Source organism: Nonomuraea sp. NPDC049695 (assembly GCF_040674955.1).
GTDB classification, from domain to species: domain Bacteria; phylum Actinomycetota; class Actinomycetes; order Streptosporangiales; family Streptosporangiaceae; genus Nonomuraea; species Nonomuraea helvata.
This window is the reverse complement of record NZ_JBFANV010000120.1, coordinates 1-26820: the sequence shown is the minus strand read 5'-3', so window position 1 is coordinate 26820 and position 26820 is coordinate 1. Positions and strand designations below refer to the sequence as shown.

Sequence of the window (26820 nt, the reverse complement as noted above, 5' to 3'; positions counted from 1 at the left end):
GGCTGGTGGCTGCCTGTCAGTGTGAGGCGGCCGGACGCGCGGCCGCATCCGTCATCCGACCTGTGTCCATGCTGTGGGGCTCGTCCGGCAGCTCAACGGAGGCGTCGCACCGAGCCGGTGACCGCCGAGTTCCGCCCGCCAGCCGGCGATCGGCAGGGAACCGGTCCTGACGAGGCTCAGCCCCCGCGGCAGATGCCCGGCGGCTCCGGGGAACCCGTTGACGCTCTTCGGGAGACAGCACGATGCGATATCCATTCACGAAGGAGAGGCGTTGAGCGCTGAGATGGTCGAGATCGACGACGGAGAGCTGATCCGTCGTTCGGCGCACGACCCAGAGCAGTTCGCGGCGCTGTTCGACCGCTACGCCCGGCAGATCCATCTGTACGCGGCTCGGCACGCAGGCCGCCGACGACATCGTGGCCGAGACGTTCCTGGCGGCCTTCCGCAGGCGCGGGACGTACGACACGTCGTTCGCGCTGGCCAGGCCCTGGTTGTACGGCATCGCCACCACGCTGATCGCCAGGCACCGGCGCCAGGAGGAGCGGCTGCTGCGGGCGCTGAGCCGTACCGGGGTGGACCCGCTGCCCGAGGCGCTGGACGACGTCGTGACGCACCGGGTGGCCGCGCAGGACAGGGAGCGTGAGCTGGCGGGGGCGCTGGCGTCGCTGCCCCGCGGGCATCGGGACGTGCTGCTGCTAGTGGCGTGGGAGGACCTGTCGTACGAGGAGGTGGCGCGGGCGCTGGACATCTCTGTGGGGACGGTGCGGTCACGGCTGCACCGGGCGCGGAAGAAGGCCAGGAACGTCCTGGGGGATGAGGAGCTGTGATGAACGGGCTGAAGGAGTTCCGCCGGAACACCCCGGCGATGACCGGCGACGCCGCAGCCGCCGCCAGGGCGCGGCTGATGACGGCGATCCGCGAGCCGGAGGCCGCGCGCGGGCCGGCCGCGTCCGGCGCGGGCAGGTTCGGTGCGGGCAGGTTCGGTGCGGGCAGGTTCGGCCGGAGGATCGCGGTGGCGGCGGCTCTGGCCCTGGTCGTCGGCGTGGCCGCCGTGACGCTCGGGGACCGTCCGGACATGGCGCCGGTGGCCGGCGTGGCCGAGCTGGGCGAGCGCGCCGCCGGCGCGGCCGAGAACGACCCGGCGCCCGCCCCGCGCCCCACCCAGTGGCTCTACACGAAGGAGCTGCAAATGGACGGGGTCGAAGGCGACCCGGACCGCGACCGGAACGCCACCTGGGAACGGTGGACCAGCGTGGACGGCAGGCGGTCGGCCTGGTACCAGGACGGCAGGCTGATGTTCCAGGACAGCGCGGTCATGGACCCGGCCGAGCTGGCCGAACCGCCCGTCACCCCGGCCGGGGTGATCGCCAGGATCGAGGCGGCCATCCTCGACGAGGACCGCCGGGGGCCGGGGGAGCTGAACGGTCACGTCCCGCCGCAGATCCTGTTCATGGAGATCAACCAGCTCATCACCGACCAGTGGCTCGCCCCCGAGGTGCGGGCCGCGCTCTTCCGGGGGCTGCCCGCGATCAAGGGCATCACGATGACCCGCGACGTGCCCGTCGCCGACGGGCGACGCGGCGTGGCGTTCAGCCTCATCGGCCCGGGAGCGCGGAACTCGCTCGTCCTGGACCCGCGGAGCTTCCGCTACCTGGGCACCAACTCGACCCAGCTACAGACCGGTGACGGCAAGGCGGGCACGGTGAACCTGACCGCGCAACTCGAAGCCAGGATCGTGGACCAGCCCGGCCGGCGCTCCTGAACGCGGCGGAACCCAGGCGGTTCAAACAACGGAGTTCCGCAGCCTGGTCACGTGACAGATGTGCGGCCCGGCTCGCGCGCCCTAGCCTTCCGAACGCCGCGCTGTTCAGCCCGCACCGCAACGGTGCGGGGCGGCACGATCGGAGGGGACATGTCCCGGGATGAGATCCGCCGGGTGCGGGCCAACGCCATCGACTTCGCCTACCTGGAGCGTGGCGCCGGGCCGCTCGTCCTCTTCCTGCACGGCTTCCCCGACAACGCCTTCACCTGGACGTGGCAGCTCGATCGGTTCGCCGCGGCGGGTTACCGGGCGGTGGCGCCCTTCCTGCGGGGTTACGCCCCGTCGGGCGCACCGGCGGACGGCGCCTACGACCCTCGTACGCTGGGCGAAGACGTGGCCGCCCTGATCGGCGCGCTGAGCCCGGACGGGAGAGCGCACGTCGTGGGCATGGACTGGGGCGGGACGGCCACGCACGCGGCGCTCGTCACCCATCCGGCCCCGATCAAGGCCGCCGTCGTCATGAACACCGCCCACCCCTACACCGTGCTGAGCGGCGTCAAGGACCCCGAGCTGGTCCAGCGGCTGTTCCACTTCTGGTTCTTCCAGTCCGACAGCGCCGACTGGGCGGTGCCCGTCGAGGGCCTGCCCATGGTCGACTACCTGTGGCGTACCTGGTCGCCGAACTTCCATGACCCCGGCCATGTGGCCGGGGTGAAGCGCACCCTGGCCGCGCCGGACGGGATCAAGAACGCGCTCGCCTACTACCGCGCCCTGTGGCGCGCCCAGCGGGAGCGCACCGTGCCGGTGGGCGCGACGGAGGTGCCCACGCTGTCGCTGTTCGGCGAGAGCGACTTCACCACGAGGTACGCCGCGGAGGAGGCACCCGGGTTCAGCGGCCCCTACGAGCGCAGGATCCTGCCCGCGCTCGGCCACTTCCCGCACCGGGAGGCTCCGGAGATGGTGACCGGGCTGATGCTGGACTGGTTCGGCCGCCATCCCGGCTGAGCAGCCGCGGTGTCGCAAAGTTCAGGTGGGCGTACATAGGGAAGGGCTGAGATGAAGGCGATCGGCGGTCAGCGGGCGGCGGTGGTTCCGGACGCGCCCGGCCATCAGGCCCGGATGCGGTACGCCTGGAGGGTGTGCTCGGTCACGAGCCTCGGCCTGATCCTCATCGGGGTCGCCGGGAGCACGCTCAACGTGGCGCTGCCCTCGGTGGTGCGGCACTTCCACGCGAGCGCGCTGGAGTCGGGCTGGATCCTGCTGGCGTTCCTGCTGGTCAACACGGCCAGCCTGGTGTTCTTCGGCAGGGTGGCCGACCTGGTGGGGCGGCGCGAGGTGTATCTGGCGGGCCTGGCCCTGTTCACGGCCGCCTCGCTGCTGGCCGGGCTCGCTCCCGGGGTGTGGTTCCTGGTCGGGATGCGGGTGGTGCAGGCGGTCGGGGCGGCGATGGTCCTGGCCAACGGCACCGTCATCCTCACCGACGCGTTCCCGCCTGAGCGGCTCAGCCAGGGCATGGGCGTCTACATCGGCACCCTGTCGGTGGCGCAGCTGGCCGGGCCCACGCTGGGCGGGCTGATCGCCGAGACGGCCGGCTGGCAGTGGATCTTCTGGGTGAACGTGCCCGCCGGGCTCGTGGCGCTGACGTGGGCGGCCGTGACGCTGCGCCGGATGCCTCGCGGGCCGCGGCGGCCGGTGGACGCGCTGGGCAACGCGCTGGTGTTCGCGGCGTTGTCGGCGCTGTTGCTGGCCCTGTCGGAGGCGGGCTCGGGCGGGCTGTCGAGCCCGGCCGTGATCGGCGGCCTGGTGGTGTTCGCGGTGCTGGTGCCGGTGACCGTGCTGGTGGAGCGGCGGGCCGCGTACCCGGTGCTGGACCTGCGGCTGCTCGGCGGGCGGCTGCTCGCCTGCGCCAACCTGGCCTCGTTCTGCAACGCGCTGGCGCGCTCGGCGCTCATCCTGATCGTCGCCCTGTACTTCCAGGCAGTCAGGGGGCTGGACGCGTTCGACGCCGGGCTGAGCGTGCTGCCGCTGCCGGTCGGCATGGCCCTCGCCTCTCCTGCGGCGGGGCTGCTGGGACGGCGGGTGTCGTCGTACGCGCTGTCCGTCGGCGGGGCGCTGCTGAGCGCGGCCGGGCTGGGCGTGCTGATGCTGGGCATCGACCCGTCGGCGCCGTACTGGATCATCGGGGCCGGCCTGCTCGTCGCGGGATGCGGCAGCGGGGCCTTCATGACCGGGAACACCACGGAGGTCATGCGGGCGGTGCCCCAGGGAAGCCTGGGCGTGGTGAACGGCCTCCGGATGATGATCATGAATGTGGGGATCGTCATCAGCGTCGGGCTGTCCCTCAGCGTCCTGACCGGCAGTGTGGACGAGCACCTGCGGGCCCAGGTGAGCGCCGGCACCCTGGCCGCCCTGTCGCCGGTGGCGGTCGGGCAGCTGACGCGGGGGTTCGAGCACACGTACGCCGTCCTGCTCGCCGTCGCCCTGGCCGGCCTGGCCCTCGCCGCCCTCGCCCGCGCACCCAAGGAAGCACGCTGAGAGAGCACCCGCAGGACCGGCATTCATGCCGTTCCCGCACAGATCGGCGCTCCCACCTGGCGGCGTGACAGCTCCTTCCGCTACCGGGGCGCCCGGCGGCTGCAGCACGAGGTCGTGGTCCGCGTGCGCCTCGACGTCCCCGGCCCCGGCCTCGACACGTCGCAGCGGCTCGAGTTCGAGCGGCAGGACTATTTCGGCTTCCGGTGGTGGCCGGTCGCCGAGGTGGCGGCCGGCGGCGAACGGTTCTATCCGCGCGCCCTGCCCGAGCTGCTGCCGCTGTTCCTGGCGGGCGAGCACATCGCCGAGCCGCTGGAGCTGTGGCCGTGAAGTGACACGTCAGCCGCGGCGGAAGGCCGCGCGGTAGTCCCTGGGGCGGCGTCCGGTGTGCCTGGCGAACAGGGCGGCGAACGTGCCGGGATCGGCGTACCCGACGGCGGCCGAGATGCCGGCGACGGTGCGGTCGGTGGTCTCCAGGAGGTGGCGGGCGCGGCGGACTCGCGCCGCCTGAAGGTACTCCAGCGGGCTCTGCCCGGTCTCCTCCGCGAAGCGCCGCAGCAGCGTGCGGGTGCTGACCTGGAACGCGGCCGACAGGGCGGCGAGGTCGTAGCGGGCGGCGAGGTTCTGGTCGAGCCGGCGCATGACCTGGTGGGAGAACGCGTTCCCTGGCCGCGGCAGCAGGCGCCCGTCGATGTAAGGGGTCTGGGACGAGCGCGCGTCGTCGACGAGGGCCACGCGCGCGGTCGTACGGGCCACGCCGTCGCCGTTGTGCCGGCGGATGAGGTGCAGCGCGAAGTCGTACATGGCGCTGAAGGCCGCCGTCGTCGTCACCCCCGTGTCGGTGACGACCAGCAGCTCGGGCCGTACGTCGGCGCGCGGGCAGCGCCGGGCCAGCTCGCCGGCCAGGAGCCAGGCCGTCGTGGCGCGGCGCCCGTCGAGCAGCCCGGCCTCGGCCAGCAGGAACGCGCCGACACAGATCGCCACGACGGCGGTGCCCGCGGCGGCGTACGAGCCGATCGCCGCGACCTCGGGGGCCAGGGGCGCGAGCCTGGCGTCCACGTCCAGGCCCGGCGCCAGCTCGAACCCCGGCACGAGCAGGACGTCCGCCTCGCGCGGCGGCGAGACGTCCAGCGCCGCACCGCCCGAGGCGAGGACGCGGCGGCGCGGCGAGACGATCGACACCTCGTACCCGGGACCGCCGGGTCCGGCGACGTGCGTGGCCATCGTCAGCAGGTCGGGCACGCCGAACACCTCGGAGGCGAAACACCCCGGATAGGCCAGGACCGCGACCCGCAACGCACCCAAAGCATCCACCTCCTCCCCATGGCTCCCGATGGCGAGATTACCCGTATACCTGGCGATCTCGCCTCTTACCCGGCGTGGGGCCCATGGTTCAGGCTGTCACCCATGAGTGCTGACGACCCGATCACCGACTTCTCCCGCCGATCCGCCGACGTGGAGGGGGTGGTCAAGACGGTGTACGTCGCCGGCTCAGGACCGGCCGTCGTGCTGATGCCGGAAATGCCGGGCATCAGCCCTGACGTGCTGAGGCTGGCGCGGTGGGTACGGGACGCGGGCTTCACCGTTTATGTCCCCTCCCTGTTCGGAGCCGACGGCGCCTATCCCACGGCCGGGGACGGCACCGAGATCATCCGCCGCGCGTGTGTCAGCGCCGAGTTCCGCGCGTTCGCCGGGGGCGGCACCAGCCCGGTCACCGCCTGGCTGCGCGGGCTCGCCCGCCAGGCCCACGCCGAATGCGGCGGCCCGGGAGTCGGCGCGATCGGGCTGTGCTTCACCGGCAACTTCGCCCTCACGATGGCGCTCGAACCGGCCGTCATCGCGCCGGTGGTCAACCACCCGTCCCTGCCGCTGGACGACCCCGCCGGGCTCGAACTCGGCGACGAGGACGCGCGCGCGGTCCGCGACCGTGTCACCCGCGACGGGCTGACGGTGCTCGCCTACCGCTTCGACAACGACCGCTGGTGCACCGGCCAGCGCTTCGCCGCCTACCGGGCGCTGCTCGGCGACGCCTTCGACGGCCGCGTCCTGCCGGGCGGCTCGGCGAACCCGAGCCCGCCGCCGTTCTTCGCCGACGTGGTCGAGACCCCGCACAGCGTCGTCACCGCCCACCTCGTGGACGAGGACGGGCATCCCACCGTGCGGGCCAGGGACGAGATCCTCGCCTTCCTGACCGAGCGCCTGAGCCCGTCCGAGGATTCCGTGACAGCGGGGCCGGTGCGAGGACGGGCGGATCGGCCGGGGACACTGTCAGGATGACCGAGGTTCCCGTGGCTCCCCGGCGGTCGCGTCTCGACGTGCGCCTGCCGCAAAACGTACCGGCTCACGACTTCCGGCACCCGGTGGAGGCCGACCTGCCGGCGCTGGGGCAGCTGATGTGGGAGGCCTACCGGGGAACGCCCGACGAAGAGGACGCCGGAGGCAGCGTGGCCGCGGCGACGGAGGAGATCCGGCTGGCCTTCACCGGCGCCTACGGGCCCTTCCTGCCCGCCGCGTCCTTCGTCGCCGAGGATGGCGGGCGGCCTGTGGCCGCCGCGCTGGTGACGGTCTGGAAGGACGTGCCGCTGCTGGCGTTCGTCTTCACCGCGCCGTCGCACACCGGCCGGGGGCTGGGACGGCGGCTCGTCGAAGCGGCGATGCACGCGCTCGGCGCGCAGGGCCACGGGTTGTTGTCGCTCGCGGTGACGGAGGAGAACGTTCGTGCCCGGCGCCTGTACGAGTCCATGGGGTTCACCCCACACCGGTGAGCCCCCGGCCGCGAGCGGCTCCGAGGGCGCGGGGGATCAGCTTCGCGGCGTGCCGTACGCGCTGACCTCGGTGAGGTGGAACGCCAGGTTGGCGCTGTTGTACGTGCCGACCACCCGCAGGTACCGGGCTCTGGCCTCCAGGGTGATCGTGTCCCCGGCGTCGGTGGCGGCCCGGGTGCCGCGGCGCCCGCCCAGGGTGTACCAGGCGGTGCCGTTCAGGCTGCCCTCCAACCGGTACTCGTAGTACCGCTCGCCGGAGACGTACGTGCGCACGTTGACGCGCGAGAGGTCGTTGACCGCTCCCAGATCGATCCGCCACCAGGTGGTGTCCCAGTCCATCTGGCTGGAGAAGTACGGTGAGTTGTCGCGGTCGCCGTCGTTGGCGTACTCGGGGTTCCTGTTCGGCTCCGAGCTCAGGGCCTTGACCGGCTTGCGCAGGCTCTGCACCGTGTCCCGCGAGCCGTCGCGCGCGGTGGAGGCCGCCGCCACCGGATCGGTCAGCACGGCGATCGCCTCCTGGCCGGTGTGCCGGTTGGCGGCGCTGACGAACAGCCCCGCGTCGAGCGCCGCGCCGGCGCCGGGGACGCGGGCCGAGCCGATCACGGCCCAGTTCTTGCCGTCGCTGCTGCAGGAGCCGGTGAGCCGGTCGCCGGACTTGCCGATGCGCACCCGTACGGGAGGGGCGAACCCGCCGGCCTCCCTGTACGAGTCGAGCTGCCCGTCACCGTCGGAGTCCCAGCCGAACACGCAGCCGCGGCCGGGCGTGACGGCGATGTTCGCGTAGCCGGTGGAGCCGGGGACGGCCAGGTCGTTGCCCACCACCAGCCCGGACCTGGTCCAGTCCGCCGCGCCGTCCTGCCGCTGCACGGTGCTGGTGAGCTGCTTGCCGTCGGCCAGGGCGTCCTTGCGGTAGGCCGCGGCCAGCTCGTTGGTCGCCCGCCACAGGTCCGCGCCGCCCGCCGCGATCGCGACCCCGCCGCTCGCGGGCGCGAACTCCGCCTGCGTGCTCGACATCGTCCGGTACGAGGACGGGGCGGCGCCGGCGATCAGCAGCCGCGTCGCGGCCCTGTCCTGCCGTACGTCGTCACCGGCGCCCCACGAGGCGGTGACGCCCAGCTCCGGGCTGCCGCCAGGGGCCTCGGCGGCGGGAACGGTCACCGTCCAGGTCGCGGTCAGCGTGCCGCCCGGCTCCACCTGACCGGCCGTGACCGGCGAGGCGGGCTGGACCTGGTAACCGTCCGGGGCGTCGAGCCGGACGGCGACGTTCTCGGCGGGCCGCAGCGTGTTGCCGTTGGCGAAGGTCGCGGTGACGCATACCGTCCCGCCCGGTTTGACGCCCTTGCGGTCGGTCCCGACGGTCACCGCGCCCTGCGACAGCGCGGCCACCCGGCTCGCCTCCAGGTATGCGTCGCCGCCCGGCTCGGCGGCCAGCTCGGTGCCGGCGCCGGCCCACTCCCTGGCGACGGCCTGCCAGTCGATCGGGTCGGGGTACTCCTTGCCCGCGCCCAGCGCCGCCTTCAGGCTGTCGAAGAACAGCTGCCACCGCTTGGCGTAGTACTGCCCGACCAGGCCGTTCATCTCCCTGCGGGCGTAGTCCTGCAGATCGGTGCCGGTGGCCCAGAGGGTGACCAGCGACTTGAGGTTGCGGTCGAGCACGGCCGCCTCGGCGGGGGTGGCGGCCTGCCTGCGGGCCTCGGCCTGCCAGGTGCCGAGCAGGAAGTTCGGGTCGGTGCCGAGCAGCCGGTCCATCAGCCGCATGCGGTCCATCCACTGCCCGGTCAGGCGCTCGAAACGGCCGAGGTCCTTCGCCCGGTACGCGGCGCGGATCTGCGGCAGCTCCAGGCGGCTGTGGTTGGCCAGCACCTGGCGGGCGACGTCCACCAGGTCGTAGCGGTAGGCGCCCGACCCGCGCAGGGCCGGGTCCACCTGGAGCAGCTCGTCGAGCGCGCGGTCGAAGGCGGCGATGTCGTACTGGAGCGGGTAGCCGGTGTTCGCCAGGCCGGGCTCGTCGTCGTACAGGCCGGTCACGTGGCGGGTGTCGGCGCCGGCGGGCCAGCTGTAGACGGTGTCGAGCAGGATCCGCCAGGCCGCCCTGGCGTGCGGGTCGTCGCCGCCGTAGCGGGCGGTGGCGTACTCGTCGAACCATTGCCGCAGGTCGGCGGGGCCGTCCTGCCAGGGCAGGTCGGCGAAGAACGCGACCGCGGCCGGGTTGTTGTCGATGGCCTCGGGCATCAGCGCGATGCCGTTCATCGCCGTGCCGGCCTTGTTACGCCAGGCGTGGAACTTCTCGTTCCAGACCGTCAGCCTGGCGCCGAGGTTGAAGTGGCCGCCGAAGTTCCAGATGGTGCCGAAGGCGTACCCGGTGCCGAAGAAGTCCTTGTCCCGGTCGGTGATGCCCGGCTCCTCGCTGATGCCGTCCACGATGAACATCTTGCTGCGGTCGATGGCCTGCAACGTCGCCGGCAGCGGGTTCGCCTGCCAGCCCAGGATCGTCCACAACGCCTTGGGGTGGGCGGTGTTCAGCGCCCGCTGCACCGCCTTGGAGGCCGCCGCGACATCGACCGTCCCGGCCTTGCCGCCCTCGTGCAGCAGGTCCATCTTGTACATCGTGCTGTCGCCGAACAGCTCCGCCTGCACCTGGTAGAACTTCGCGGCGACGCGAGCGAACACGGCGTTCGTCGGGTCGAGCCAGTGCGGGCGCTCCAGCTTGTTCCACGTTCCCTGCGGGATCGTGTTGGCGGCCGCGTTGCGGGACTTGAAGTCCGCCGGCACGGTGCCGAAGTAGCCGGGCAGCACCGGGACCATGCCCAGCGAGCGCAGGCGGTCGGCCATCCGGCGGCCGAGCTCCACGGACCTCGCCGCCGGCGGCGGGCGCGGTCAGCCAGGAGCCGAGCAGCCCCGGCAGCCTGCGCGGGTCGCCGGCGCGGAAGGCGAGATAGCCGTCGGGCCTGACCAGGAACACGTCACCCGGTCGGGCGCCGAGCTGGTGCAGCACCTCGCGCCGTGCGTCGAGGAACGTCGGGACGTCCCCCTGGCTGGACAGCCCCTTGCCCAGCACCATCAAGCACCGCAGCGAACCGGCGTAACGATCCTGCAGCCGGGACAGCTCGGCCGCCATGGCCTCCTTCTTCCGGCTGGAGGTGCAGGAGGAGGCGTACCCGATGAGCACGAATCCCGGCGTGCGCATCAGGTCGTACAGGCGGACGCCGAGGCCGCCGCTGTCGGCGAGGTCGAGGTCGGGCACCCGGTCGCCGGCGTTGATCGCGCTCTTCGGCAGCCCGCCGGAGCGCTGCGCCTTCGACAGCGCCGTGTGCCGGTACTCGCCGAGCGGGCCTGTTTGATGAACAGATGGAAGAGCAGGTCGGAGAGCTTGCGGGTCCGCTCGCCGATGACGTGCCGTTCCTCGTCGTAGTTGTCGAGCAGCGACTCGGGCGCCCGGCCCCGGCACACGAAGCTCAGTTTCCAGTTGAAGGCGTCCTGGATGCCGGTGTTCATGCCCTGGGCGGCCACGGGGATGTAGAGGTGCGCCGCGTCGCCGACGAAGAACATCCTGCCGTTCCTGTACGTGGTCAGCAGCCGGTTCTGGGCGCGGAACCTGGTGATCCACTGCGGGCTCCCGATGCGCAGCGGATAGGGGACGATGGCGTCCACGGTCTCCTCGCGGACGAACGCGTCGCTCAGGCCGTGCATCTGCAGCAGCTCCAGGGAGCGGGCCTGAAGGACGAGCGCGCGGGAGTACCGTGCGGGCTCGCTCCGCTCGTCGATCAGCATGCAGTCCACACCCTGCCGGAGCAGCTCGATCGCCGCGGTCAGCCCCGTGGGCCCGGCTCCCACGACGAGCACCTGGGTGTCGTGGACGGTCATGACGTCGCCTCCCTGGTCATGGTGCACGTGAGGAAGTAGTCGAGATGTGCCTCGACGAGGCTCCTGGCTGCGCCGTCCCCGCGGGCTGGACCACACTTCGAAGAGGCGATCGACCAGCGCGCGGACGGCCTCGTCGGGTGCCGTGGACGACATCGCGTCCAAGTCAGCGCACCACGGGGGTGAGCAGCGCCTCGCTCGCCCGGGACAACATCACCTCACCGGTGAAGGTGTGCGTCTCCTCCACCTGCGGATTCCTCGACCAGATCGCGGCGCTGGAGTGGGTGCAGCGCAACATCGCCGCCTTCGGAGGCGACCCCGGCCGGGTCACCGTGGGCGGGGTGTCCGCCGGGGCGGGCTCGGTCGCCGCCCTGCTGACGATGAAGTCCGCGCGCGGCCTGTTCCGGCGGGCCATCGCCCATTCGGTGCCGGGGCTGCACAGTACCCCCGCGCTGGCACGGCAGGTCACCGCCGCGTTCGCGGACCGCCTCGGCGCGGCGGCCCCGACCGCCGAGGCCCTGCGCGACCTCGACCCATGGCACCTGGCCGCCGAGCTCACCTCCTTCAACGCCGGCCTCCACGCGTACCGGGAGAGCTGGGGACGCCTCACGGAGACCGGCACCGCGCTGTGTCCCGTCGTCGACGGCGAGGTCCTGCCGGAAACGCCCTGGCCCGCGCTGACCGGCGCGCGCGCGAGCGGGACCGAACTGCTCGTCGGCCACACCCGGGACGAATTCCGGTACTTCAGCGTCGTGAGCGGACGGTACGGCACCTTCACCGAGCAGGACGCCCACGCAGCCCTGGAACTGCACGCCCCGCAGCCTGACGGCGCGCGGGCCTACCGTGCCGCGTTCCCGCAGGCAGGCCCGGAGGAGCTGGTGGAGACGGTGTACGCCGACGCCCTCTTCCGCATGCCGTCACAGCAGCTGGCCGAGGCGAACGCCGCAGCCGGCGGCACCTCGTACCTGTTCGAACTGTGCTGGGCCGCCCCGGCCCTCGGCGGCATCCTGGGCGCCTGCCACAGCCTCGACGTGCCCCTGGCGTTCGGCACGCTGGACAGCCCCGTCGGCACCCAGCTCATCGGCGAGGAGCCCACCCCCGAGGCCGTCGCGCTCTCCCGCGAACTCCAGGAGGCATGGGTCCGCTTCGTCACCACCGGCGACGCGGGCTGGCCCGCCCACCGGCCCGGCGAGCACCTCACCCGCGTCCTGGACACCGAGTCGAAGACTCTGCCCTACCCCGAACAGGCATCCCGCCGGATCTGGGGAGGCCACTCCCCGGCCCCCTTCGATCTCCCGTAACTGTCCGGGTCGGCTCCCACGACCGCGACGCTGCCACTCACCTGCTCATCGGGGACAGCGCGCATTGGCGTACAGCCAGGCGACACCCGGCCCGCTTGGCCGCGATCATGATGAGCCGGAGACTCGCTCGGCGGAAGACCTCTCGGGCGTGCACCAGGCATTGGTGGGGTTCTGCCGCGTCGTGTGATGGTTGATCTGCGCTGCCAACCGGACACAGTCAACGGGTCGGCTCGTGTCGACCATGACGGTGGGTACGAGGCCCGGCGGCTCAGCCTTCGCCGCCCACGTCTGCCAGTCGTCAGCCAGGCGCCGCTCGTCCTGGTAGAGGGCGCTTCGCCGTCGACTCGCGAAACGTTCCCTGGCGACCTCGGCGGGTACATCGCACCAGACTTCCACGGTCCCGTCGGTTCGCGTGCTCTCGATCCCGGCCTTCGCGTGCAGCAGGTCACGCAGCCGGAACCACCACGAGTCGACTACCACGCTTCCCGGGACAGCACGCGCCAGTGCCCAAATCGTTTCGGGTGCGGCTCCTTCTGAGGGAGTGGGTGAGCTAGGGTTTCGTGATTCGGGCCTGGTCGCATGCGAAAGCACGTCCTACCGTCTGAGGCAGGGCGATGGTGGCGATGGGCTCGTTGTTGGATTGCGTCCTGAACGCGAAAGGGGTCGATTTGTAGGAAATCATCCTGGAAGCGGTGTTATGTGAAAGATGAAGGTTGTGGGCCTTCGGCATCGCCCTGCGGGGGGGTGTCAAACCGCCTCATGGTGCGTTGGCTGAGAACCGTCGTGGTGAGCGAGGAGGAAAAGGCGTCCAAGGGGCGTCAGGTAGGGATCGGAAAGACGAATGTGAGTGAATTTCTGCTGACGCGTCGAAAAGACATGGTGACATTGAAACCGAGGTATTTCCAGTGCCCTCGTGATGAGCCTGGCGGAAACCCGTCTACTGGCCAGGCGGTGTCCGGCGTGCAGGCGACGTGAGCCCGGTCCTGCGGCTTTCGCATGGAACAGGAGCAACTATATGATGTCAGGGACACGCCGATCTGAATGGACGATCAGCCATGGAAACTGTCATGTCTCCAAAATATTCACTGGTGGACGCCATGGTAGTCGGCCACCGGCCGTACGGTCTGATCATCCGGTCGGCCGCGGGCGAACGAGGCTTCGTGGACCGGTCACACATAGCCCACATTCGTGTCGAGGCCAATGCTTGGCCCCCCGTGGGTGAGCAGGTGCGCGGGGTGGTCCTCGGCCGGGCGGAAGACGGGCGGCTGCGTCTCGACATACGAAAGATGGATGTAGAGCTCATTGAATCGCTCACGGATCCCAAGCGTGCGCTACAGGAGTGGACGGAGGTGGAGACATCAAGCGCAGAAACGTATTGTCGATCGCTTGAGGGCGCTATTGTGCTGCGCTGGGCGCTCCGGCATCCACCGCGTACGGTGGAACACGCACGTGCCATGGCCTTGCTCGCCGCAGTATCCACGGACGCCAGGCGGGTGCTCGAGAACGATGACCCGGAATCCTTCTCGTTACGAGATCCTTTGGGTGGCTCCTGATTTCAGCACGCAGTGCACACGACAGAGGTTGAAAGTCTGAGGTGCCACCGCACGGTTGTCTGCTCGGGGCGGGGGTCGGGAGTATGCCAGAGGGATGCGTTATCCGGATGGCGGCGGTCTGACCCCGGCGGGGGCCAAGCGTGAACAGGTGCGTTTGGAGGCTGTCGGGCTGTTCGCCGCGGGCATGTCACCGCCGCAGGTGGCTAGGACGCTGCGCGTGGCCACCAGACGAGGCAACCGCTCCTCCTCGGCCCCCAGTTGCTCGGTCAACTCACTAAGAGTCTGTCCACCCGATCATGATGCCGGGTCCCTGAAGAGAGCGGCTCCTTCCGTACCGACTGGGCCGGCCGGTCCATGACTCGCGCCGCGCGGACCATCGACGACTACGACGAGTTGTTCAATCCCATCCGCGCGGCGCGGCAGAAGGCCAGCGGGAACCAGTTGGGCGATCCGGCCAAGGCCGGGGAGGCCGTCGTGCGCATCGCGTCGGCCGACCGGCCGCCGGCCCACCTTGTCCTGGGTTCGGACGCTCTACGACTGGTCACCGCCGCCCGCGCGGCTGTGGACGAGGACATCCGCATATGGGGGCGCTGTCCCGTACGACCGACTTCGCCGAAGGTGCCCGGCTCTGATGCCCGGCCACCACTCCCCGCGGAGCCGGCGCGCCATCGAGCGCAAGGGCGATGTCCGGGAGCGGGCCATTCTGGACACCTGCGAAGCCCTGCTGGTGCAGAAGGGCTACGACACCATGACCGTCGGCGACATCTCCCAGGGTGCCGGCATCACACGCGGTGCCCTGTACTTCTACTTCGGCTCCAAGCAGGAAGTGGTCGCGGCACTGGTGGCCCGGACCGTCGAGCACCTGTGGGAGCGGTCCAGGGTCACCGCGCAGAGCGAGGAGCCGCGCCAGGCCATCGCGGCAGCCATGCGGCGCACGGTCGAGCTGTGGAACGAGCACGGCCCGGTCTTTCGTACGGCGATCGACCTGTCGTTGACCGTGCCGGAGATCGGCGAGCTGTGGAGCCGCACAGCTGACCTGTTCATCGCGGCCATCACCGCCGTCCTGGAGCGAGCCGGCGTTCAGGCGGGCAACGAACCAGAACAAGCGTCAGCGATGGCAGCCGCCCTGTGCTGGATGATCGAGCGGTCCTTCTACCAGGCCTCGCAAGAGTCCCGCGAGAAGCTGCGACAGGTGTCTGCGACCTGCGAGCACATCTGGCTGGTCAGCGCCGGCCTGACCGCCTGACATCCCATTCCCCGCCATCCGCCTCTCAGGCCATCGCCAAGGCCGTACGCACCAGTTCGCGGGTATAGGCGGGCCCCAGCCCCTCCGGCCGGAACAGGATCCGGTACATGATCGGCGCCACCACCTGGTCCATCACCGTCTCCAGGCCGACCGCGGTCTCGCCGCGCCGCCGCGCCCGGTCGAGGATGACCTCGACCTGGCCGGCGGCGTAGGCGGAGCACTGACCCGCGTTCGTGCCGTCGGGATCGCCGAGCAGCGCGTCGCGGATGTAGGCCCGGCCCGGCGGGGAGGACATCTCGTCGAGGAAGTGCTCCGCCCAGGCCGTCAGATCCGCCTCCAGGGCTCCGTGGTCGGCCGGCGGCGCCTCGGGGCGCAGGCGCTCGACCGCCACGTCCGACAGCAGCTCGTGCAGGTCACCCCAGCGCCGGTAGATGGTCGAGGGAGTGACCCCGGCCCTGGCCGCGATGGCCGGGACGGTCAGCGCCGCCCGCCCCTGCTCGGCCTCCAGCTCCCGCACCGCGGCGTGCACGGCCTCCTGCACGCGCGCACTGCGTCCCCCCGGACGGGCCATCGCCTTACGACTCATGCCCCGATGTTAATGAGCAGGGGCCGGCGCCAGGACCCCGGCACGACCGTGGGCCGCCTCATACGCCTGCCCGGCGCTCAGTACGGTGGCCTCGCCCAGCGCCCTCCCCATGAGCTGCAGGCCGATCGGCAGGCCGGACTCGTCGTGGCCGGCCGGGAGGGTCAGCGCGGGCACGCCGGTGATGTCGGCGGGCGCGCTGAGGCGTACATAGGCGTCGGAGACGGCCTCCACGGTCCCGTCGGGCCAGGCCACGCTCTCCTGCCCGGCCGGTACGGCGGTCATCGGGACCGCGGGCGCCGCGATCACGTCCACCCGCTCGAACAGGCTCGCCCACGCCTGCCGCATGAGCGTGCGCGCCCGCCGCGCCCGTACGTGGTCGGCCGCCGTAATCAGCGCCCCGGCCTCCAGCAGCACGCGCACGTCGGGCGCGTACCGTTCCGGCGTGGCACGCAGGGTCGGCTCGTGGTAGGCGGTGGCCTCCGGCACCATCAGCCCCCACTGGGTGGCCTGGACGTGGCGGGAGTGGGGGATCTCCACGTCGATCAGCTCGGCCCCGAGGCCCGCCAGCCGGTCGATGGCCGCCCGTACGACGCTTTCGACGACGGGGGCGACGTGCTCGAAGTAGTGGTTGACCGGCACTCCCACGCGCAGGCCCCGCAGGTCCTCGCGTGGCGCCGGCGCGAAGGCGGCGGCGGGCAGGCTCGCGGGGTCCCTGGGGTCGTACCCGGCCAGCACGGGCAGCACGAGCGCGGCGTCCGCCACGGTCCTGGTGATCGGCCCGACATGGTCGAGCGACCAGGACAGGGGCACCACGCCGTGCCGCGAGACCAGCCCGTAGGTCGGCTTGAGCCCGACGACGCCGTTGAGCGCGGCGGGCACCCGGATGGAGCCGCCGGTGTCGGTGCCGAGGGCGAACAGCGCGGTCCCGGCGGCCACGGCCACCGCCGAGCCGCCGCTGGATCCGCCCGCGATCCGGCGCGGGTCCCAGGCGTTGCGGGTCTGCGGCGTCGTCAGCCCGTACGCGAACTCGTGCGTGTGCGTCTTGCCCACCAGGATCGCTCCGGCGCGCGCCAGGCGGGCGGCCACGGCGCTGTCGGCGGTCGCCACGTGGCCCGTCCTGGCCAGGGAGCCGGCCCCGGTCGGCAGCCCAGCCACGTCGATGAGGTCCTTCAGCCCGTACGGGATGCCGTGCAGCGGCCCGCGCTGGCGGCCGGCGGCGATCTCACGCTCGGCCGTGGCCGCGCCTGCGCGGGCGGAGTCGGCGACCACGGCCGCGTACGCGCCGAGCGGGCCTTCGACGGCCTCCAGGCGAGCCAGCACGGACTCGGTCAGCTCCACCGGGGACAGCTCACGGCGGCCGATGGCGGCGGACGCCTCGGCGAGGGTCAGCTCAAAGGGAGACATCGGCGCTCTCCCATCCCGCGGGCGGGGCGCCGGGGGCGGTCTCGCCGAGGTCGAGGTCGCGCAGCGTGCTCACGACGGCGGCGATGTGGTCGGCGGTGGCGGCCACGACGGCGTGGCGCTCCTCCCTCAGTGGCAGGCCGGCGCGAGCCGCCCAGCGGGCGGCCTCCCGGGCGGTGAGTCGGTCGGTCATCAGAGAGCTCCTTAAAGCCAACTTTTCGCGTTAAGGGACTATAGGAGGGTAGAGTCCACTAACGCAAACATTTCGCTTTAGAAGGGATCTCCGATGACCTCCTGGACGGCCGGCGACCTCACCATCCACCGCGTCGACGAGACGGAGCTGCCCGCGCCGACCGGTCCATGGCTGCTCCCGGACGCCACTCCCGGCCTGGTACGGGACACCCCATGGCTCCGCGACGGCTTCGCCGACGACACCGGCACGCTGCGCCTGTCCACGCACAGCTTCGCCTTCACCACCGGCGGCCTGCGGGTGCTCGTGGACACCGGCATCGGCAACGGCAAGCGACGCGCCAACCCCGCCTGGCACGACCTGAACACCCCGTACCTCAGCCGCCTGGCCGCCGCCGGCTACACCCCCGGCGACATCGACCTGGTGATCCTCACCCACCTGCACACCGACCACGTCGGCTGGAACACCCTGCCGGACCAGACCCCCACCTTCCCCAACGCCCGGTACGTGACCTCACGCGCCGAATGGGACTACTGGGCCTCGGTGGACATGGACGAGCCCAGGCGGGCGATGTTCCGCGACTCCGTCCACCCCATCAGGGACGCCGGCCTGCTCGACCTCGTGGACGTGCCCCCGGGCGGCGTGGAGGTGGCCCCCGGCGTACGGCTCGACCCCACCCCCGGCCACACCCCCGGCCACGTCGCGGTCCGGGCGGGCACGGCCCTCATCACCGGCGACTGCGTGCACCACCCGGTGCAACTGCGCCACCCCGCCATCACGAGCTGCGTGGACGTCGACCCTCCTCAGGCGGTCGCCACCCGGCGCCGCCTGCTCGCCACCCTGGCCGGCACCGGCACCCTGCTCCTGGGCAGCCACTTCGCCCCGCCCACCGGCGGCCGAGTGGAGTGGGACGGGGACACGTTCACCCTGGTGACTCGGCCGCCGGCCGCGATCCAGGGGCCGGGGACGCCGGGGGCGCCGTCACAGCAGGAAGTCAGGGCTCTCGTCCGTCACGCCCGGCGCGATCTCGATGATCCGAGCGCTGTGACGACGGGATCGTCGGTGGATGGACGTCGGGTCTGCCCGGAATCGGTCCCGCACTCCTGATGCCTGACCGGATCGACGGTCCGTTCGCTGTCGCCCGCAATGCGATGATCATCACCAGTGCCGGGCTGGCTCCGATGGTGCCCGAGGCCTTCGTCGTGCTCGTGGTGGCTGGTCGAGCTGCAGGTGCGCGCCGTGGAGAGCCTTGTCCGCCAGCCGTCCACCGCGACGCTTACCAGGGCCATGCCGCGCGAGCCGACCGGTTCGTCCCCGGTATCGACCAGCTGCGATCAGGTCGTACAGCGGCGTACCTTCAAGAGCCTCATGGTTTCGACCGGATCGCCCCCAGCGGCGAGTTCGTCCAGTGAACGGCTCCGGCCCGCCTCCGGGGAGAAACCCCAGCCGTGCTTGGCTGCCACAGGACCGAGCACGGCGCGCGCCGCGCCACCGCCATCCGGCTTCCGTATCAATGCTGTCCGTGTTGCTGTGTGGGACGTCGGGGCCCCGGACAACTGCCCGGCCTCCGCTCAGCTCTTCCGCTCACTCAGGACGCAGAACTCGTTGCCCTCCGGGTCGAGGAGGGTCACCCAGTGCCACAGGCGCCTGCACTGCGAACTACCGCACTGTGAACTCGTGGTCGGGCGGCTACCAGGGCGAGGTCACGGTGAAGGCAGGCAACTCGGCGGTCAACGGGTGGACCGTCAGATGGACGCTGAGCAGCGGTCAGTCGATCTCCCAACTGTGGAACGGCACCCTGAGCGGCAACAGTTCCGCGGTGACGGTGTCGAACACCTCGTACAACGCCTCGATCCCGGCCTCCGGCACGACCACGTTCGGCTTTCTTGGCAACGGTGCCCCGTCCACCGGAGCCGTCAAGAAATAAGGCGTTGCTTTTCGATCTTGGACTCGTTGACTTGGTATGGGCATACCGAGCGAGGTCCGCGATCAGCTCGTCTCGCGGTTCAGGGTGCTGTTTCCGCATTTGAACGAGCGGCAGCGGCGTCTGGTGATGGGGCAGGAGGCTCGGCTGCTCGGACATGGTGGGGTGCGGACGGTGGCGGCGGTGGCCGGAGTGTCCGAAACTACGGTCCGCACCGGGGTGTTCGAGCTGGAGGCCGGCGGGGATCCGCTGCCGGACGGCCGCGTCCGTCGTCGTGGTGGAGGTCGCAAGGCCGCCGAAGCTCAGGACCCGGGTCTGGTGCCAACCCTGCTGGCGCTGGTGGAGCCGGATGAGCGCGGGGATCCGATGTCGCCGCTGCGCTGGACCACCAAGTCGCTGCGCGATCTGGCCCAAGAGCTGACCGGGCGGGGCCACCCGGTCTCGGCGCCGACGGTGGGCCGGCTGTTGAAGGAACAAGGCTTCAGCCTGCAGGCCAATGCCAAGACGCTGGAAGGCAAGCAGCATCCGGACCGGGACGCGCAATTCCATTACATCAACGAGCAGGTCAAGGCCCATCAGGCGGACGGCGAGCCGGTGATCAGCGTGGACACGAAGAAGAAGGAGCATCTGGGCGATCTGCCGAACGCCGGCCGGCAGTGGCGGCCCAAGGGCGATCCGGTTCGGGTCGAGGACCACAGCTTCTTCTTCACCGGCCCGGACGTGCCGCACGCGATCCCGTACGGGATCTACGACGTGGTCAACGACACGGGCTGGGTGAACGTCGGGATCGATCACGACACCTCGGCGTTCGCGGTGGAGTCGATCCGGCGCTGGTGGCGCGGCCGCGGCAGCCTGGACTACCCGAACGCGAACCGGCTGCTGATCACGGCGGACTGCGGGGGCTCCAACAGCTATCGCTACCGGTTATGGAAGGCCGAGCTGGCCGACTTCGCCGCCGAGACCGGGCTGGCGGTGACCGTCTGCCACTTTCCGCCCGGCACCAGCAAGTGGAACAAGATAGAGCACCGGCTGTTCTCGCACATCACCATGAACTGGCGTGGCAGGCCCCTGACCAGCCACGAGGTCGTGGTCAACAGCATCGCCGCGACCCGCACCCGCACCGGGCTGACCGTCGCGGCCGAACTGGACACCAACGCCTACCCGCTGGGCGTGTCGGTGTCCGCCGAGCGGATGAGCATGCTGCCGATCGTCTCGCATACCGAGCGCGGCGCCTGGAACTACACGATCGGCCCGGCAGACGGCAACCCGCACCTGCCCCTATGCGACGACCGGGCGCGCATCCGGTCCGAAAGCCTGCACGCCCTGGCCGATCCCCGGCTGACCGGGATGAGCCGAGAGGAGCTGAACGAGCTGGCCGTGTCCCTGGCATCGGGGCAGGCGGCCCTGGCCGAGCAGCGCAACTTCGAAATCCGCGGTGGCCCACGCCGACAGGCCAAGGCCAACCACGGACGCCCCCTGCTCACCGACGCCGACAAGGTCCTGATCGCCATCGTTTATCTCCGCCAGATCTGCTCCCAGCGCGTCCTGTCGGAGATGCTCGAGATCAGCCAGCCGCCGATCGGTCAGGCGGTCACCGAGACCGGCAAGCTCCTGGCCGCCCGCAAACTCAAGATCGAACCCACCGTGCTGCGCTTCACCAGCGCCGGTGCGCTCCGCGACTTCCTGGACAGCAACACCGTCCCGACACGACCGAACCGGCTGGCGCTGCTCGGAGATCCGGCACTGACCGGGATGAGCCGCCCGGAACTGGCCGCACTGATCGAGCGGCTGTCGCTGCGGCAGGCCGCCGAGGCCGAGCAGCGCAAGCATCGCCAGCGCGGCGGTGACCGGCAGGCCGGCGCCCGCGGAGGCATCTTCCAGGAGAAAATCACCGACGCCGAGCGCGTCCTGGCGGTCATCCTCGGCATGCGCAAAGTCTGCACCTGGCAGGTCGTCGCCGAACTGTTTCAAGTGAGCCGACGCACTATCGGCAACGCCAAGATCTGGGTCCGCCCGCTGCTGGAGGAGACCGGCTACGCAGTCACCCGATCCGCAACCCGATACTCCAGCGCCGACGCGCTGCTGAACTCCGTCACACCGCACGACGATGTCCCACGTGTCACAGAATCGACACCTTGATTCTTTACGGCTCCACCCCGTCCCTGACGTGTACCAGCCCGTGACCGCAACATGATGGCCGCCTTCGTCGGAGCCGGTGGGGACTCCGGCAGCCGGCCGGGCATCTCTGGGACGGGCTCTGGCTCGGCAACGGCGACATCGGCGCCAACGCTCGCGAGACTGCCGGCTGCTGAAACGGACGTGTTCGCGTTGCTCGGACGCGTGGCGCGCCTGCATGCGGCGTTCGACCGCCACCGTGAACTACTCCGACCGGCTCACCCTGGCCCAGAACGTCAGCTTCCTTGGACGCTCCGGCACTCCATGCCCTCAGGCCCCCGGGTCCCGCGGCCGAACGCCACGGCCGCGGATTCACAGCGATTTTTCAGGATCGACGTCCGGGCAGTTTCCGCGCACCTGGGAGGACCGGCCGATATGACGGAGACGATGGTTTCCGGAACTCTGCGTTGATCTTGTGCGTATAACTGCGCGTCGAGTACCGTCACAGCGTGCAAACGGTTTCCGCCGACGTGAACCGCCCATAGTAAGAACGCCTCGGCGAAACCGCGCCGGCCGCCCGTCCGGGCGCGACCGGTGACCACGCAATTCCTCCACCCGTCACGCTGTTCCGCCCTGCCCGAGAAGAATCGAAGTGGAACGTGGCATTGTCAGACCTCCGCGCCCGGAACGCGAAAAGAAAAGCCTCGCGACTGCTGGCCGCGACTCTCGCCGGCATCGTCTGCGTGAGCATCAGCGCGACCCCCGCGTCCGCACACTGGAACGGGACGGGCCAGCTCATCGCCAGCATCGGCATCGAACCCTACAACTACAACGACACGTGGCAGAAGCCGATGAACAAGGCGCTGGCCAACTGGAACGCCACGTCCTCCCCCGCCAACATCTACAAGAACCGGAACGCCGGCTCGACGATCACCGCGAAGTCGTACCGGAACACCTGGTACGGGCACTACACCCGATGCGGCGACAGCTGCCTGTACATCAAGCTGAACAGCCGCACCATCAACCGGGACGCGATCAATTTCTCCAACTACGTGACCGGCGTCTTCGTGCACGAATTGGGGCACGCGCTCAATCTCGCGCACAACAGCACCACCTCCATCATGAACCGGAGTAGAAATCGCGACACGATGACCAAACCGCAGTCGCATGACGTCTCGGACGTCAACGCCTATTACTGACCGGCCCCGCCCGACGACATTCACGAGGAGAACGGGAGTCGAAGTCGATGAAGGCTCGAATGCGGCGGCTCGGGGTGGCCGCCCTGGCTGTGCTGTTGCTGTCCGCCTGCGCGGCGGAGGAGAAGAACGTCGTCTACGCGGCCGACTATCCGACGTACGACAGCGCAGACGCGCTGTTCGCCGGGGCGAAGCTGGTGATCGAGGGCCGGCTGACCGGGACCAAACGGGTCATGACGGAGGTCGAACCGGCCGACGACGACACCGAGACCGACCCCCAGCTGAATCCGAACGCCGGGGCCACGCCCGACGCGGAGGCTCCGCCCGCCGCGCCACCCACGGTCATGACGGTCAGTTCCGTCGAGGTGGTCAAGGTGCGCAAGGGGCTGGCCCGGGTCGGGCAGGTCATCCAGGTGAAGGAGCTCGGCGGCACGCTGGACGGCGTGACGTACGAGGAGGCGGACGCGACGCCGTTGAAGACGGGCGTCACGTACATGCTGTTCCTGGAGACCTATCCCGACTCGCCGGCCTCGCTCCTCAACCCGGAGCAGGCGAAGTACGTCGTCACCTCGGCGGGCACGTATTCGGCGATGCCGGACAACCCAGTCCAGCTTGAGGACGCCGACGTCCAGCGGTTGTCGATCAAGGAGTGAGACCGTGGGACCGCCCCCGGCCCCTGGAGCGGGACGGCGTCAGGGCCTGAGGACGGTCAGGTCGTAGACGCGGCGGGCTTTCCCCGCGCCCACCATGGCCGCCACCCGCGCCGCCTGGCCCGCCGACCATTCCCCGCCGACCATTCCCCGTCGGCCACGAACTCGCCCAGGACCCGCGCCAGCGCCCGGCGCCCGGCGCCGCTCCGAGATGGTACAACTCGGCCGGACCCCACGCGTCCGAGGAGAACAGCAGTTTGGCGAACGGCGCCACCTCCAGGCTCTGCGCCACCAGGGCTGCGGCATCCAGATGAGATGCCGCAGCAGCACGGGGTCCGTGACCCGCCACCCGCGCCGCCGCTGATCGGCGGCCGGCCGCCTCCGCGACCTCGGCCGCCAAGGGCCGGGACGGGTTGAAGTCGAGGCCGTACCGGTAGGCCACGACGGTCTTCAGGCGGCGGGCCGTACGGGTGCGTTCCCACAGACCCTCGGCGAAGTGCCGCGCGCGCCCCTCACCGCCACAATCAGGGGTGGCGCCGGAGGACGGCAGACATGGGCCGCGCCGGGGGCCTGCGCCGTTTCCGGAACGGCGTACTCGCAGGTCAGCGCTGTGGGGCACCGTGAGAGGCAATCCGGCCCACGCCGGGGCACGGTCATCCACAGCCGAAACCCTGGCCTTCGGAACCCTCAGCTGACTTGCAGCGCCGCCACACCGCCGCCCTCGACCGGCTGGACAAGGCGCTCCGCAAGCACCGGCGGCGTGAAGATCACCCGGAAGAAGGGTGAGCCGTGGATCAGCGTCCCGCCGCTGGGCAAGCAGGAGGAGCCGGCGGGCCTGAGGGCGCTCAAGGCGGAGATCTCCCGCCGGTGGGGCCTGATTGACCTGCTGGACGTGCTCAAGGACGTCGCTCACGTTACCGACTACGCCACCGCGTTCACCTCGGCGGCCTCGCGCACCGTCACCGAACCGGCGGTCGTGCAGATGGGACTAGCCACGTAAATTGCACGGGCGTTCGTCACACGTATGCAGCGGGTTGTTCATAAGTTTGCAGTACGCAGGGCGGGACAAAGTAGCCCATAGCGGTGGTTTCTTCCGTTGCTCTGAGCTTGCATGTCGACTGTGCGAGGCCGCTGGACCCTGCAGGGGCTCAGAGACCGACGTTGCGCATGGCGTTGTCGCGCCAGCGGTCGACGGCTCTGATGTAGCGCAGGACCACAGGTGAGGTGGGGGCCCAGCGGCCGTGTTTGGCGATGACGGCGACGGGGACGCCGGCGGCGTAGGCGACAGTGGCGCCGCCGGCGCGCAGGCTGTGCGCGGTGACGGTGTCGGCGGAGGGTACGTTCGCGCGGATGGCGAGGTCGCGGACGATGGTGTTGACGGCGTCGGCGCCGAGGGAGGGGCCGATGGTGCCATGCCGGTTGATGCGGCGCAGCAGCCTTCCTGTGGTGTGTCCGGCCTGGTCGAGGACGTGGAGCCAGTCGCGCCAGGCGGCTACGGGGTCGGTGAGCGGGTGGCTGCCGCGGGGGATGGCGATGGTTTCGCCGTCGGAGTTCTTGTCGGTCTTGGAGGTGCGGATGGTCACCTCCAGCCCGTCGTCGACCTCGCGTACGTCTTCGTGGGTGAGGGCGACGAGTTCGCTGCGGCGGCCCATCAGCGCGAGGCCGAGTACCAGTAGCAGCCGGTCGCGGCGTCCGATCGGGGTGTCGAGGTCGCAGGCGGTGACCATGGCGCGCAGGGCGTCGATGGTGATGGGCGGGGCTTCGCGCTGGCCGCGGGCGCCGGCTTCGGCGCGCTGGCGTTTGTAGGCGCGCAGGGCCAGGCGGGCGGCTTCGGTGGCGGGCTGGCCGGTGTGGCCGGACAGGCGGTGCATGGTGCGGACGGCGGCCAGGGCCTGTTCGATGCTGGCCGGGGCCTGTTCGGCGGCGCACAGGTGGGCGGTGTATTCGGCCAGGGTCTGGCCGGTGGCGGGCAGGGCCTGGCGGCCACGCTGGGCGCACCAGGTGGTGAAGGTGGCCCACTGGCGGGCGTAGGCGCGGCGGGTGTTGGCGGGCACGCCTTCGGAGATCAGGCGTCGTGTTTCCTCGCTGAGGGCGAAGTCGGCCACGCTGTGTCCTGCGTGGCCGGTGGGGGCTTCGGTGAGCGGGGCGGCGGGGGGTTCGGTCACGGGTCGCAATGCGCCGTCATACGTCATGTCCGTTTTGTGCCCCTTTTTCGTTTGAGTTGCCGCCGTCATGCCTGACCTTTGATAAGTCAGCTTATCGCGGGCCAGCCATACGATCTGAGCGTTTGCGAACGTACGAATGAGGTGCGATCGAACGGTGCGAACGCTAATCTGCTCCTCGTGGCGAACGATCAGGAAACCGCGGCGGCCGACGTACCGGCCGGAAGTGACGGCAAGGTGAGTGAGGAGCTGCGGTGTGCCGGCCCCGGCTGCGCGAAGGCGCTGCCCGGGCGCAGCAGCCGCGCCAAGTACTGCAGCGACGCCTGCCGGGCGGCCGCCTACCGGGCGCGCACCACCACGCACGCCGCCCCCGTGGCCAACGCGCTGCTGCGAGCCGGGGACCTGCTCGCGCCGCTGCTGGCAGCCGGCGAGCAGTGGCAGGCCGCCCAGGAGGCGCTGCGCAACCAGCTGGCCGAGCTCAGCGGCGGTGCGCTGGCCCAGGTGGAGGCCGCCGAACAGGCCGCCGAGGAAGCCCGCGCCGCCGCCGCGGCGGCCGACCAGCGCGCCACCACCACGGCCAACACCGCCGCCACCCGCATCGCCGCCGCCGAACAGGCCCGCGCCCAGGCCGAGACCGCCCGCGACCGTGCCGAGGAGCGCGAGCAGGAGGCCTGGCGCCAGGTCGGCGAGCACCAGACCGCACGCGCCCAGGCCGAGCGGCTCGCCACCGACGCCGCCGAACAGCAGCGCCAAGCCGAGCACGACCGGAACACCGCCCGCCGGCGAACCGCCGAGCTCACCGAGCTGCACGCCGGCGCGACCGCCCGCATCGCCGAGCTGGAACAGCAGGCCGGCGACCAGCAGCACGAGCTCGCCGGCCTCCGTCGCCGGCTGGAGGAACACGAAGCCCGGACCCGGAAAGCCGAGCAGGAACGCGACCAGGCTCGCGGCATGGCCGGGGCACACGCCGAGGAGGCCGCCCGGCTGCGCCGGGCGCTCACTGCCGAACAGCAGCGGCGCGAGCAAGCCGTCACCGCGGCCGCCGTGGCCGAGCAGGCCCGCATCCTCGCCGACCAAGCCAGGGCCGCGTCCCTCGGCGAGACCGAACGCCTGCGAGGCGAACTCGCCGAGCTCGCGGCCGCGCTGAAAGTCGCCGAGCAACAGTGGGCACAGGCCGCCACCGCCGCGGCGGTTGCCCAAGCCCTGCTGCACAAGCAGGAAACCGTCGCACCACCCGATGACCCTGACCTGGCCGCCCTGCCTTCCGATGCGCCTCGACCAGCAGAGTGAAGACATCGCGCGGCTGAATTGGCTTCCTCGTGACGTCTACGGCCTGTTCGTCGTCGAGATTGCCAGCGCAGGGAAGCGCCTCGCCGAACCAGTACCGGCCAGCTCATGCTGCGCGGAACGTCACGTGAAGCGGCGGAATCGGGGTTGAGGAACCTGCGGACAGCCGTTGGCGGTACCCGCGAGTAACTTAGCTTGTTCTTTAAGGTCCGAGATCGCGTTTGGTGGTCAGGGACGTGGGCCGCTTGTTGACTTTCCCCAGGTTGTAGCGGGGAGCGCGGCTTCGGTT

General features: G+C 70.9%; 25 protein-coding genes. 18 read left to right on the top strand and 7 right to left on the bottom strand.

The window, feature by feature from the left end; all coding sequences use genetic code 11:
• Positions 1-416 precede the first annotated feature (416 nt).
• From AB0J64_RS51155 to AB0J64_RS51135, 5 genes are all read left to right on the top strand, one after another.
• On the top strand, positions 417-827 hold the full coding sequence (locus AB0J64_RS51155; RefSeq protein WP_364044668.1) for an RNA polymerase sigma factor: 411 nt from the start codon (positions 417-419) through the stop codon (positions 825-827).
• Positions 827-1762 carry a CU044_5270 family protein gene (locus tag AB0J64_RS51150; RefSeq protein ID WP_364044665.1) on the top strand — a complete coding sequence of 312 codons (936 nt, stop codon included), beginning with the start codon at positions 827-829 and terminating at the stop codon, positions 1760-1762. Before AB0J64_RS51155 ends, AB0J64_RS51150 begins: the two co-directional genes overlap by 1 nt.
• A gap of 150 nt (positions 1763-1912) precedes the next feature.
• Positions 1913-2767 carry an alpha/beta hydrolase gene (locus tag AB0J64_RS51145; protein WP_364044662.1) on the top strand — a complete coding sequence of 285 codons (855 nt, stop codon included), beginning with the start codon at positions 1913-1915 and terminating at the stop codon, positions 2765-2767.
• A gap of 51 nt (positions 2768-2818) precedes the next feature.
• Positions 2819-4297 (top strand): MFS transporter, encoded by a 1479-nt coding sequence (locus AB0J64_RS51140; protein ID WP_364044659.1) that lies wholly within the window; start codon positions 2819-2821, stop codon positions 4295-4297.
• A gap of 114 nt (positions 4298-4411) precedes the next feature.
• The gene (locus tag AB0J64_RS51135; RefSeq protein WP_364044656.1) at positions 4412-4624 is read left to right on the top strand and encodes a hypothetical protein; all 213 of its coding nucleotides are present in this window, start codon (positions 4412-4414) and stop codon (positions 4622-4624) included.
• Between the two features lie 9 nt (positions 4625-4633).
• On the opposite strand, the gene AB0J64_RS51130 is transcribed toward AB0J64_RS51135, so the two are convergent.
• Positions 4634-5599 (bottom strand): helix-turn-helix domain-containing protein, encoded by a 966-nt coding sequence (locus AB0J64_RS51130; RefSeq protein WP_364044653.1) that lies wholly within the window; start codon positions 5597-5599, stop codon positions 4634-4636.
• Between the two features lie 102 nt (positions 5600-5701).
• On the opposite strand from AB0J64_RS51130, the gene AB0J64_RS51125 reads away from it, so the two are divergent.
• Together AB0J64_RS51125 and AB0J64_RS51120 are read left to right on the top strand one after the other, a co-directional pair.
• On the top strand, positions 5702-6571 hold the full coding sequence (locus AB0J64_RS51125; RefSeq protein WP_364044650.1) for a dienelactone hydrolase family protein: 870 nt from the start codon (positions 5702-5704) through the stop codon (positions 6569-6571).
• Positions 6568-7059, top strand: a complete 492-nt coding sequence (locus AB0J64_RS51120; protein WP_364044647.1) for a GNAT family N-acetyltransferase — start codon at positions 6568-6570, stop codon at positions 7057-7059. The genes AB0J64_RS51125 and AB0J64_RS51120 overlap by 4 nt, the downstream gene beginning before the upstream one ends.
• 36 nt (positions 7060-7095) lie before the next feature.
• On the opposite strand, the gene AB0J64_RS51115 is transcribed toward AB0J64_RS51120, so the two are convergent.
• Positions 7096-9909, bottom strand: a complete 2814-nt coding sequence (locus AB0J64_RS51115) for an alpha-N-acetylglucosaminidase C-terminal domain-containing protein (RefSeq protein WP_364044644.1) — start codon at positions 9907-9909, stop codon at positions 7096-7098.
• A gap of 336 nt (positions 9910-10245) precedes the next feature.
• Positions 10246-10923: an FAD-dependent monooxygenase gene (locus tag AB0J64_RS51110; RefSeq protein ID WP_364044641.1), complete on the bottom strand. Its 678-nt coding sequence runs from the start codon at positions 10921-10923 to the stop codon at positions 10246-10248.
• 179 nt (positions 10924-11102) lie between these two features.
• Here AB0J64_RS51110 and AB0J64_RS51105 point away from each other — a divergent pair, with 179 nt between their 5' ends.
• From AB0J64_RS51105 to AB0J64_RS51095, 3 genes are all read left to right on the top strand, one after another.
• Positions 11103-12221, top strand: a complete 1119-nt coding sequence (locus tag AB0J64_RS51105) for a carboxylesterase family protein (protein ID WP_364044638.1) — start codon at positions 11103-11105, stop codon at positions 12219-12221.
• Positions 12222-13276: 1055 nt separating this feature from the next.
• Positions 13277-13774 carry a hypothetical protein gene (locus AB0J64_RS51100; RefSeq protein ID WP_364044636.1) on the top strand — a complete coding sequence of 166 codons (498 nt, stop codon included), beginning with the start codon at positions 13277-13279 and terminating at the stop codon, positions 13772-13774.
• A gap of 631 nt (positions 13775-14405) precedes the next feature.
• Positions 14406-15020 (top strand): TetR/AcrR family transcriptional regulator, encoded by a 615-nt coding sequence (locus AB0J64_RS51095; RefSeq protein ID WP_364044633.1) that lies wholly within the window; start codon positions 14406-14408, stop codon positions 15018-15020.
• Positions 15021-15045: 25 nt separating this feature from the next.
• On the opposite strand, the gene AB0J64_RS51090 is transcribed toward AB0J64_RS51095, so the two are convergent.
• From AB0J64_RS51090 to AB0J64_RS51080, 3 genes are read right to left on the bottom strand one after another with little or no spacing between them, the layout of a single operon-like run.
• On the bottom strand, positions 15046-15606 hold the full coding sequence (locus AB0J64_RS51090; protein WP_364044630.1) for a TetR/AcrR family transcriptional regulator: 561 nt from the start codon (positions 15604-15606) through the stop codon (positions 15046-15048).
• A gap of 9 nt (positions 15607-15615) precedes the next feature.
• Entirely contained in the window at positions 15616-17010 is a 1395-nt protein-coding gene (locus tag AB0J64_RS51085) for an amidase (RefSeq protein WP_364044627.1), read from the bottom strand.
• Positions 16997-17200 (bottom strand): hypothetical protein, encoded by a 204-nt coding sequence (locus AB0J64_RS51080; protein WP_364044624.1) that lies wholly within the window; start codon positions 17198-17200, stop codon positions 16997-16999. The genes AB0J64_RS51085 and AB0J64_RS51080 overlap by 14 nt, the downstream gene beginning before the upstream one ends.
• 93 nt (positions 17201-17293) lie before the next feature.
• On the opposite strand from AB0J64_RS51080, the gene AB0J64_RS51075 reads away from it, so the two are divergent.
• The 7 genes from AB0J64_RS51075 (at position 17294) to AB0J64_RS51045 (ending at position 24082) form a co-directional block, all read left to right on the top strand.
• Complete coding sequence (locus AB0J64_RS51075) at positions 17294-18304, top strand: MBL fold metallo-hydrolase (RefSeq protein WP_364044621.1); 1011 nt, start codon at positions 17294-17296, stop codon at positions 18302-18304.
• The gene (locus AB0J64_RS51070) at positions 18304-18609 is read left to right on the top strand and encodes a hypothetical protein (protein WP_364044618.1); all 306 of its coding nucleotides are present in this window, start codon (positions 18304-18306) and stop codon (positions 18607-18609) included. The genes AB0J64_RS51075 and AB0J64_RS51070 overlap by 1 nt, the downstream gene beginning before the upstream one ends.
• A gap of 101 nt (positions 18610-18710) precedes the next feature.
• On the top strand, positions 18711-19124 hold the full coding sequence (locus tag AB0J64_RS51065) for a cellulose binding domain-containing protein (protein ID WP_364044615.1): 414 nt from the start codon (positions 18711-18713) through the stop codon (positions 19122-19124).
• Positions 19125-19160: 36 nt separating this feature from the next.
• Positions 19161-21260 (top strand): ISAzo13 family transposase, encoded by a 2100-nt coding sequence (locus AB0J64_RS51060; RefSeq protein WP_364044612.1) that lies wholly within the window; start codon positions 19161-19163, stop codon positions 21258-21260.
• 719 nt (positions 21261-21979) lie between these two features.
• Complete coding sequence (locus AB0J64_RS51055) at positions 21980-22435, top strand: hypothetical protein (protein WP_364044609.1); 456 nt, start codon at positions 21980-21982, stop codon at positions 22433-22435.
• A gap of 47 nt (positions 22436-22482) precedes the next feature.
• The gene (locus AB0J64_RS51050; RefSeq protein WP_364044606.1) at positions 22483-23085 is read left to right on the top strand and encodes a hypothetical protein; all 603 of its coding nucleotides are present in this window, start codon (positions 22483-22485) and stop codon (positions 23083-23085) included.
• Between the two features lie 757 nt (positions 23086-23842).
• On the top strand, positions 23843-24082 hold the full coding sequence (locus tag AB0J64_RS51045) for a hypothetical protein (protein WP_364044603.1): 240 nt from the start codon (positions 23843-23845) through the stop codon (positions 24080-24082).
• A 148-nt stretch (positions 24083-24230) separates the two neighbouring features.
• Here AB0J64_RS51045 and AB0J64_RS51040 read toward each other — a convergent pair whose 3' ends face one another.
• Positions 24231-25247: a tyrosine-type recombinase/integrase gene (locus AB0J64_RS51040; RefSeq protein ID WP_364044600.1), complete on the bottom strand. Its 1017-nt coding sequence runs from the start codon at positions 25245-25247 to the stop codon at positions 24231-24233.
• Positions 25248-25424: 177 nt separating this feature from the next.
• Here AB0J64_RS51040 and AB0J64_RS51035 point away from each other — a divergent pair, with 177 nt between their 5' ends.
• On the top strand, positions 25425-26534 hold the full coding sequence (locus tag AB0J64_RS51035; RefSeq protein ID WP_364044597.1) for a hypothetical protein: 1110 nt from the start codon (positions 25425-25427) through the stop codon (positions 26532-26534).
• Positions 26535-26820 lie beyond the last annotated feature (286 nt).

What these genes read in the sequence shown, in the direction of transcription:
- AB0J64_RS51145 (WP_364044662.1), top strand. Translation starts at nt 1,913, where the DNA reads ATGTCCCGGGATGAGATCCGCCGGGTGCGGGCCAACGCCATCGACTTC.
- AB0J64_RS51060 (WP_364044612.1), top strand. Translation starts at nt 19,161, where the DNA reads ATGGGCATACCGAGCGAGGTCCGCGATCAGCTCGTCTCGCGGTTCAGG.
- AB0J64_RS51075 (WP_364044621.1), top strand. Translation starts at nt 17,294, where the DNA reads ATGACCTCCTGGACGGCCGGCGACCTCACCATCCACCGCGTCGACGAG.
- AB0J64_RS51140 (WP_364044659.1), top strand. Translation starts at nt 2,819, where the DNA reads ATGAAGGCGATCGGCGGTCAGCGGGCGGCGGTGGTTCCGGACGCGCCC.
- AB0J64_RS51100 (WP_364044636.1), top strand. Translation starts at nt 13,277, where the DNA reads ATGGAAACTGTCATGTCTCCAAAATATTCACTGGTGGACGCCATGGTA.
- AB0J64_RS51050 (WP_364044606.1), top strand. Translation starts at nt 22,483, where the DNA reads ATGAAGGCTCGAATGCGGCGGCTCGGGGTGGCCGCCCTGGCTGTGCTG.
- AB0J64_RS51125 (WP_364044650.1), top strand. Translation starts at nt 5,702, where the DNA reads ATGAGTGCTGACGACCCGATCACCGACTTCTCCCGCCGATCCGCCGAC.
- AB0J64_RS51085 (WP_364044627.1), bottom strand. Translation starts at nt 17,010, where the DNA reads ATGTCTCCCTTTGAGCTGACCCTCGCCGAGGCGTCCGCCGCCATCGGC.
- AB0J64_RS51090 (WP_364044630.1), bottom strand. Translation starts at nt 15,606, where the DNA reads ATGAGTCGTAAGGCGATGGCCCGTCCGGGGGGACGCAGTGCGCGCGTG.
- AB0J64_RS51150 (WP_364044665.1), top strand. Translation starts at nt 827, where the DNA reads ATGAACGGGCTGAAGGAGTTCCGCCGGAACACCCCGGCGATGACCGGC.
- AB0J64_RS51080 (WP_364044624.1), bottom strand. Translation starts at nt 17,200, where the DNA reads ATGACCGACCGACTCACCGCCCGGGAGGCCGCCCGCTGGGCGGCTCGC.
- AB0J64_RS51120 (WP_364044647.1), top strand. Translation starts at nt 6,568, where the DNA reads ATGACCGAGGTTCCCGTGGCTCCCCGGCGGTCGCGTCTCGACGTGCGC.
- AB0J64_RS51070 (WP_364044618.1), top strand. Translation starts at nt 18,304, where the DNA reads ATGCCTGACCGGATCGACGGTCCGTTCGCTGTCGCCCGCAATGCGATG.
- AB0J64_RS51095 (WP_364044633.1), top strand. Translation starts at nt 14,406, where the DNA reads ATGCCCGGCCACCACTCCCCGCGGAGCCGGCGCGCCATCGAGCGCAAG.
- AB0J64_RS51110 (WP_364044641.1), bottom strand. Translation starts at nt 10,923, where the DNA reads ATGACCGTCCACGACACCCAGGTGCTCGTCGTGGGAGCCGGGCCCACG.
- AB0J64_RS51065 (WP_364044615.1), top strand. Translation starts at nt 18,711, where the DNA reads ATGCTGTCCGTGTTGCTGTGTGGGACGTCGGGGCCCCGGACAACTGCC.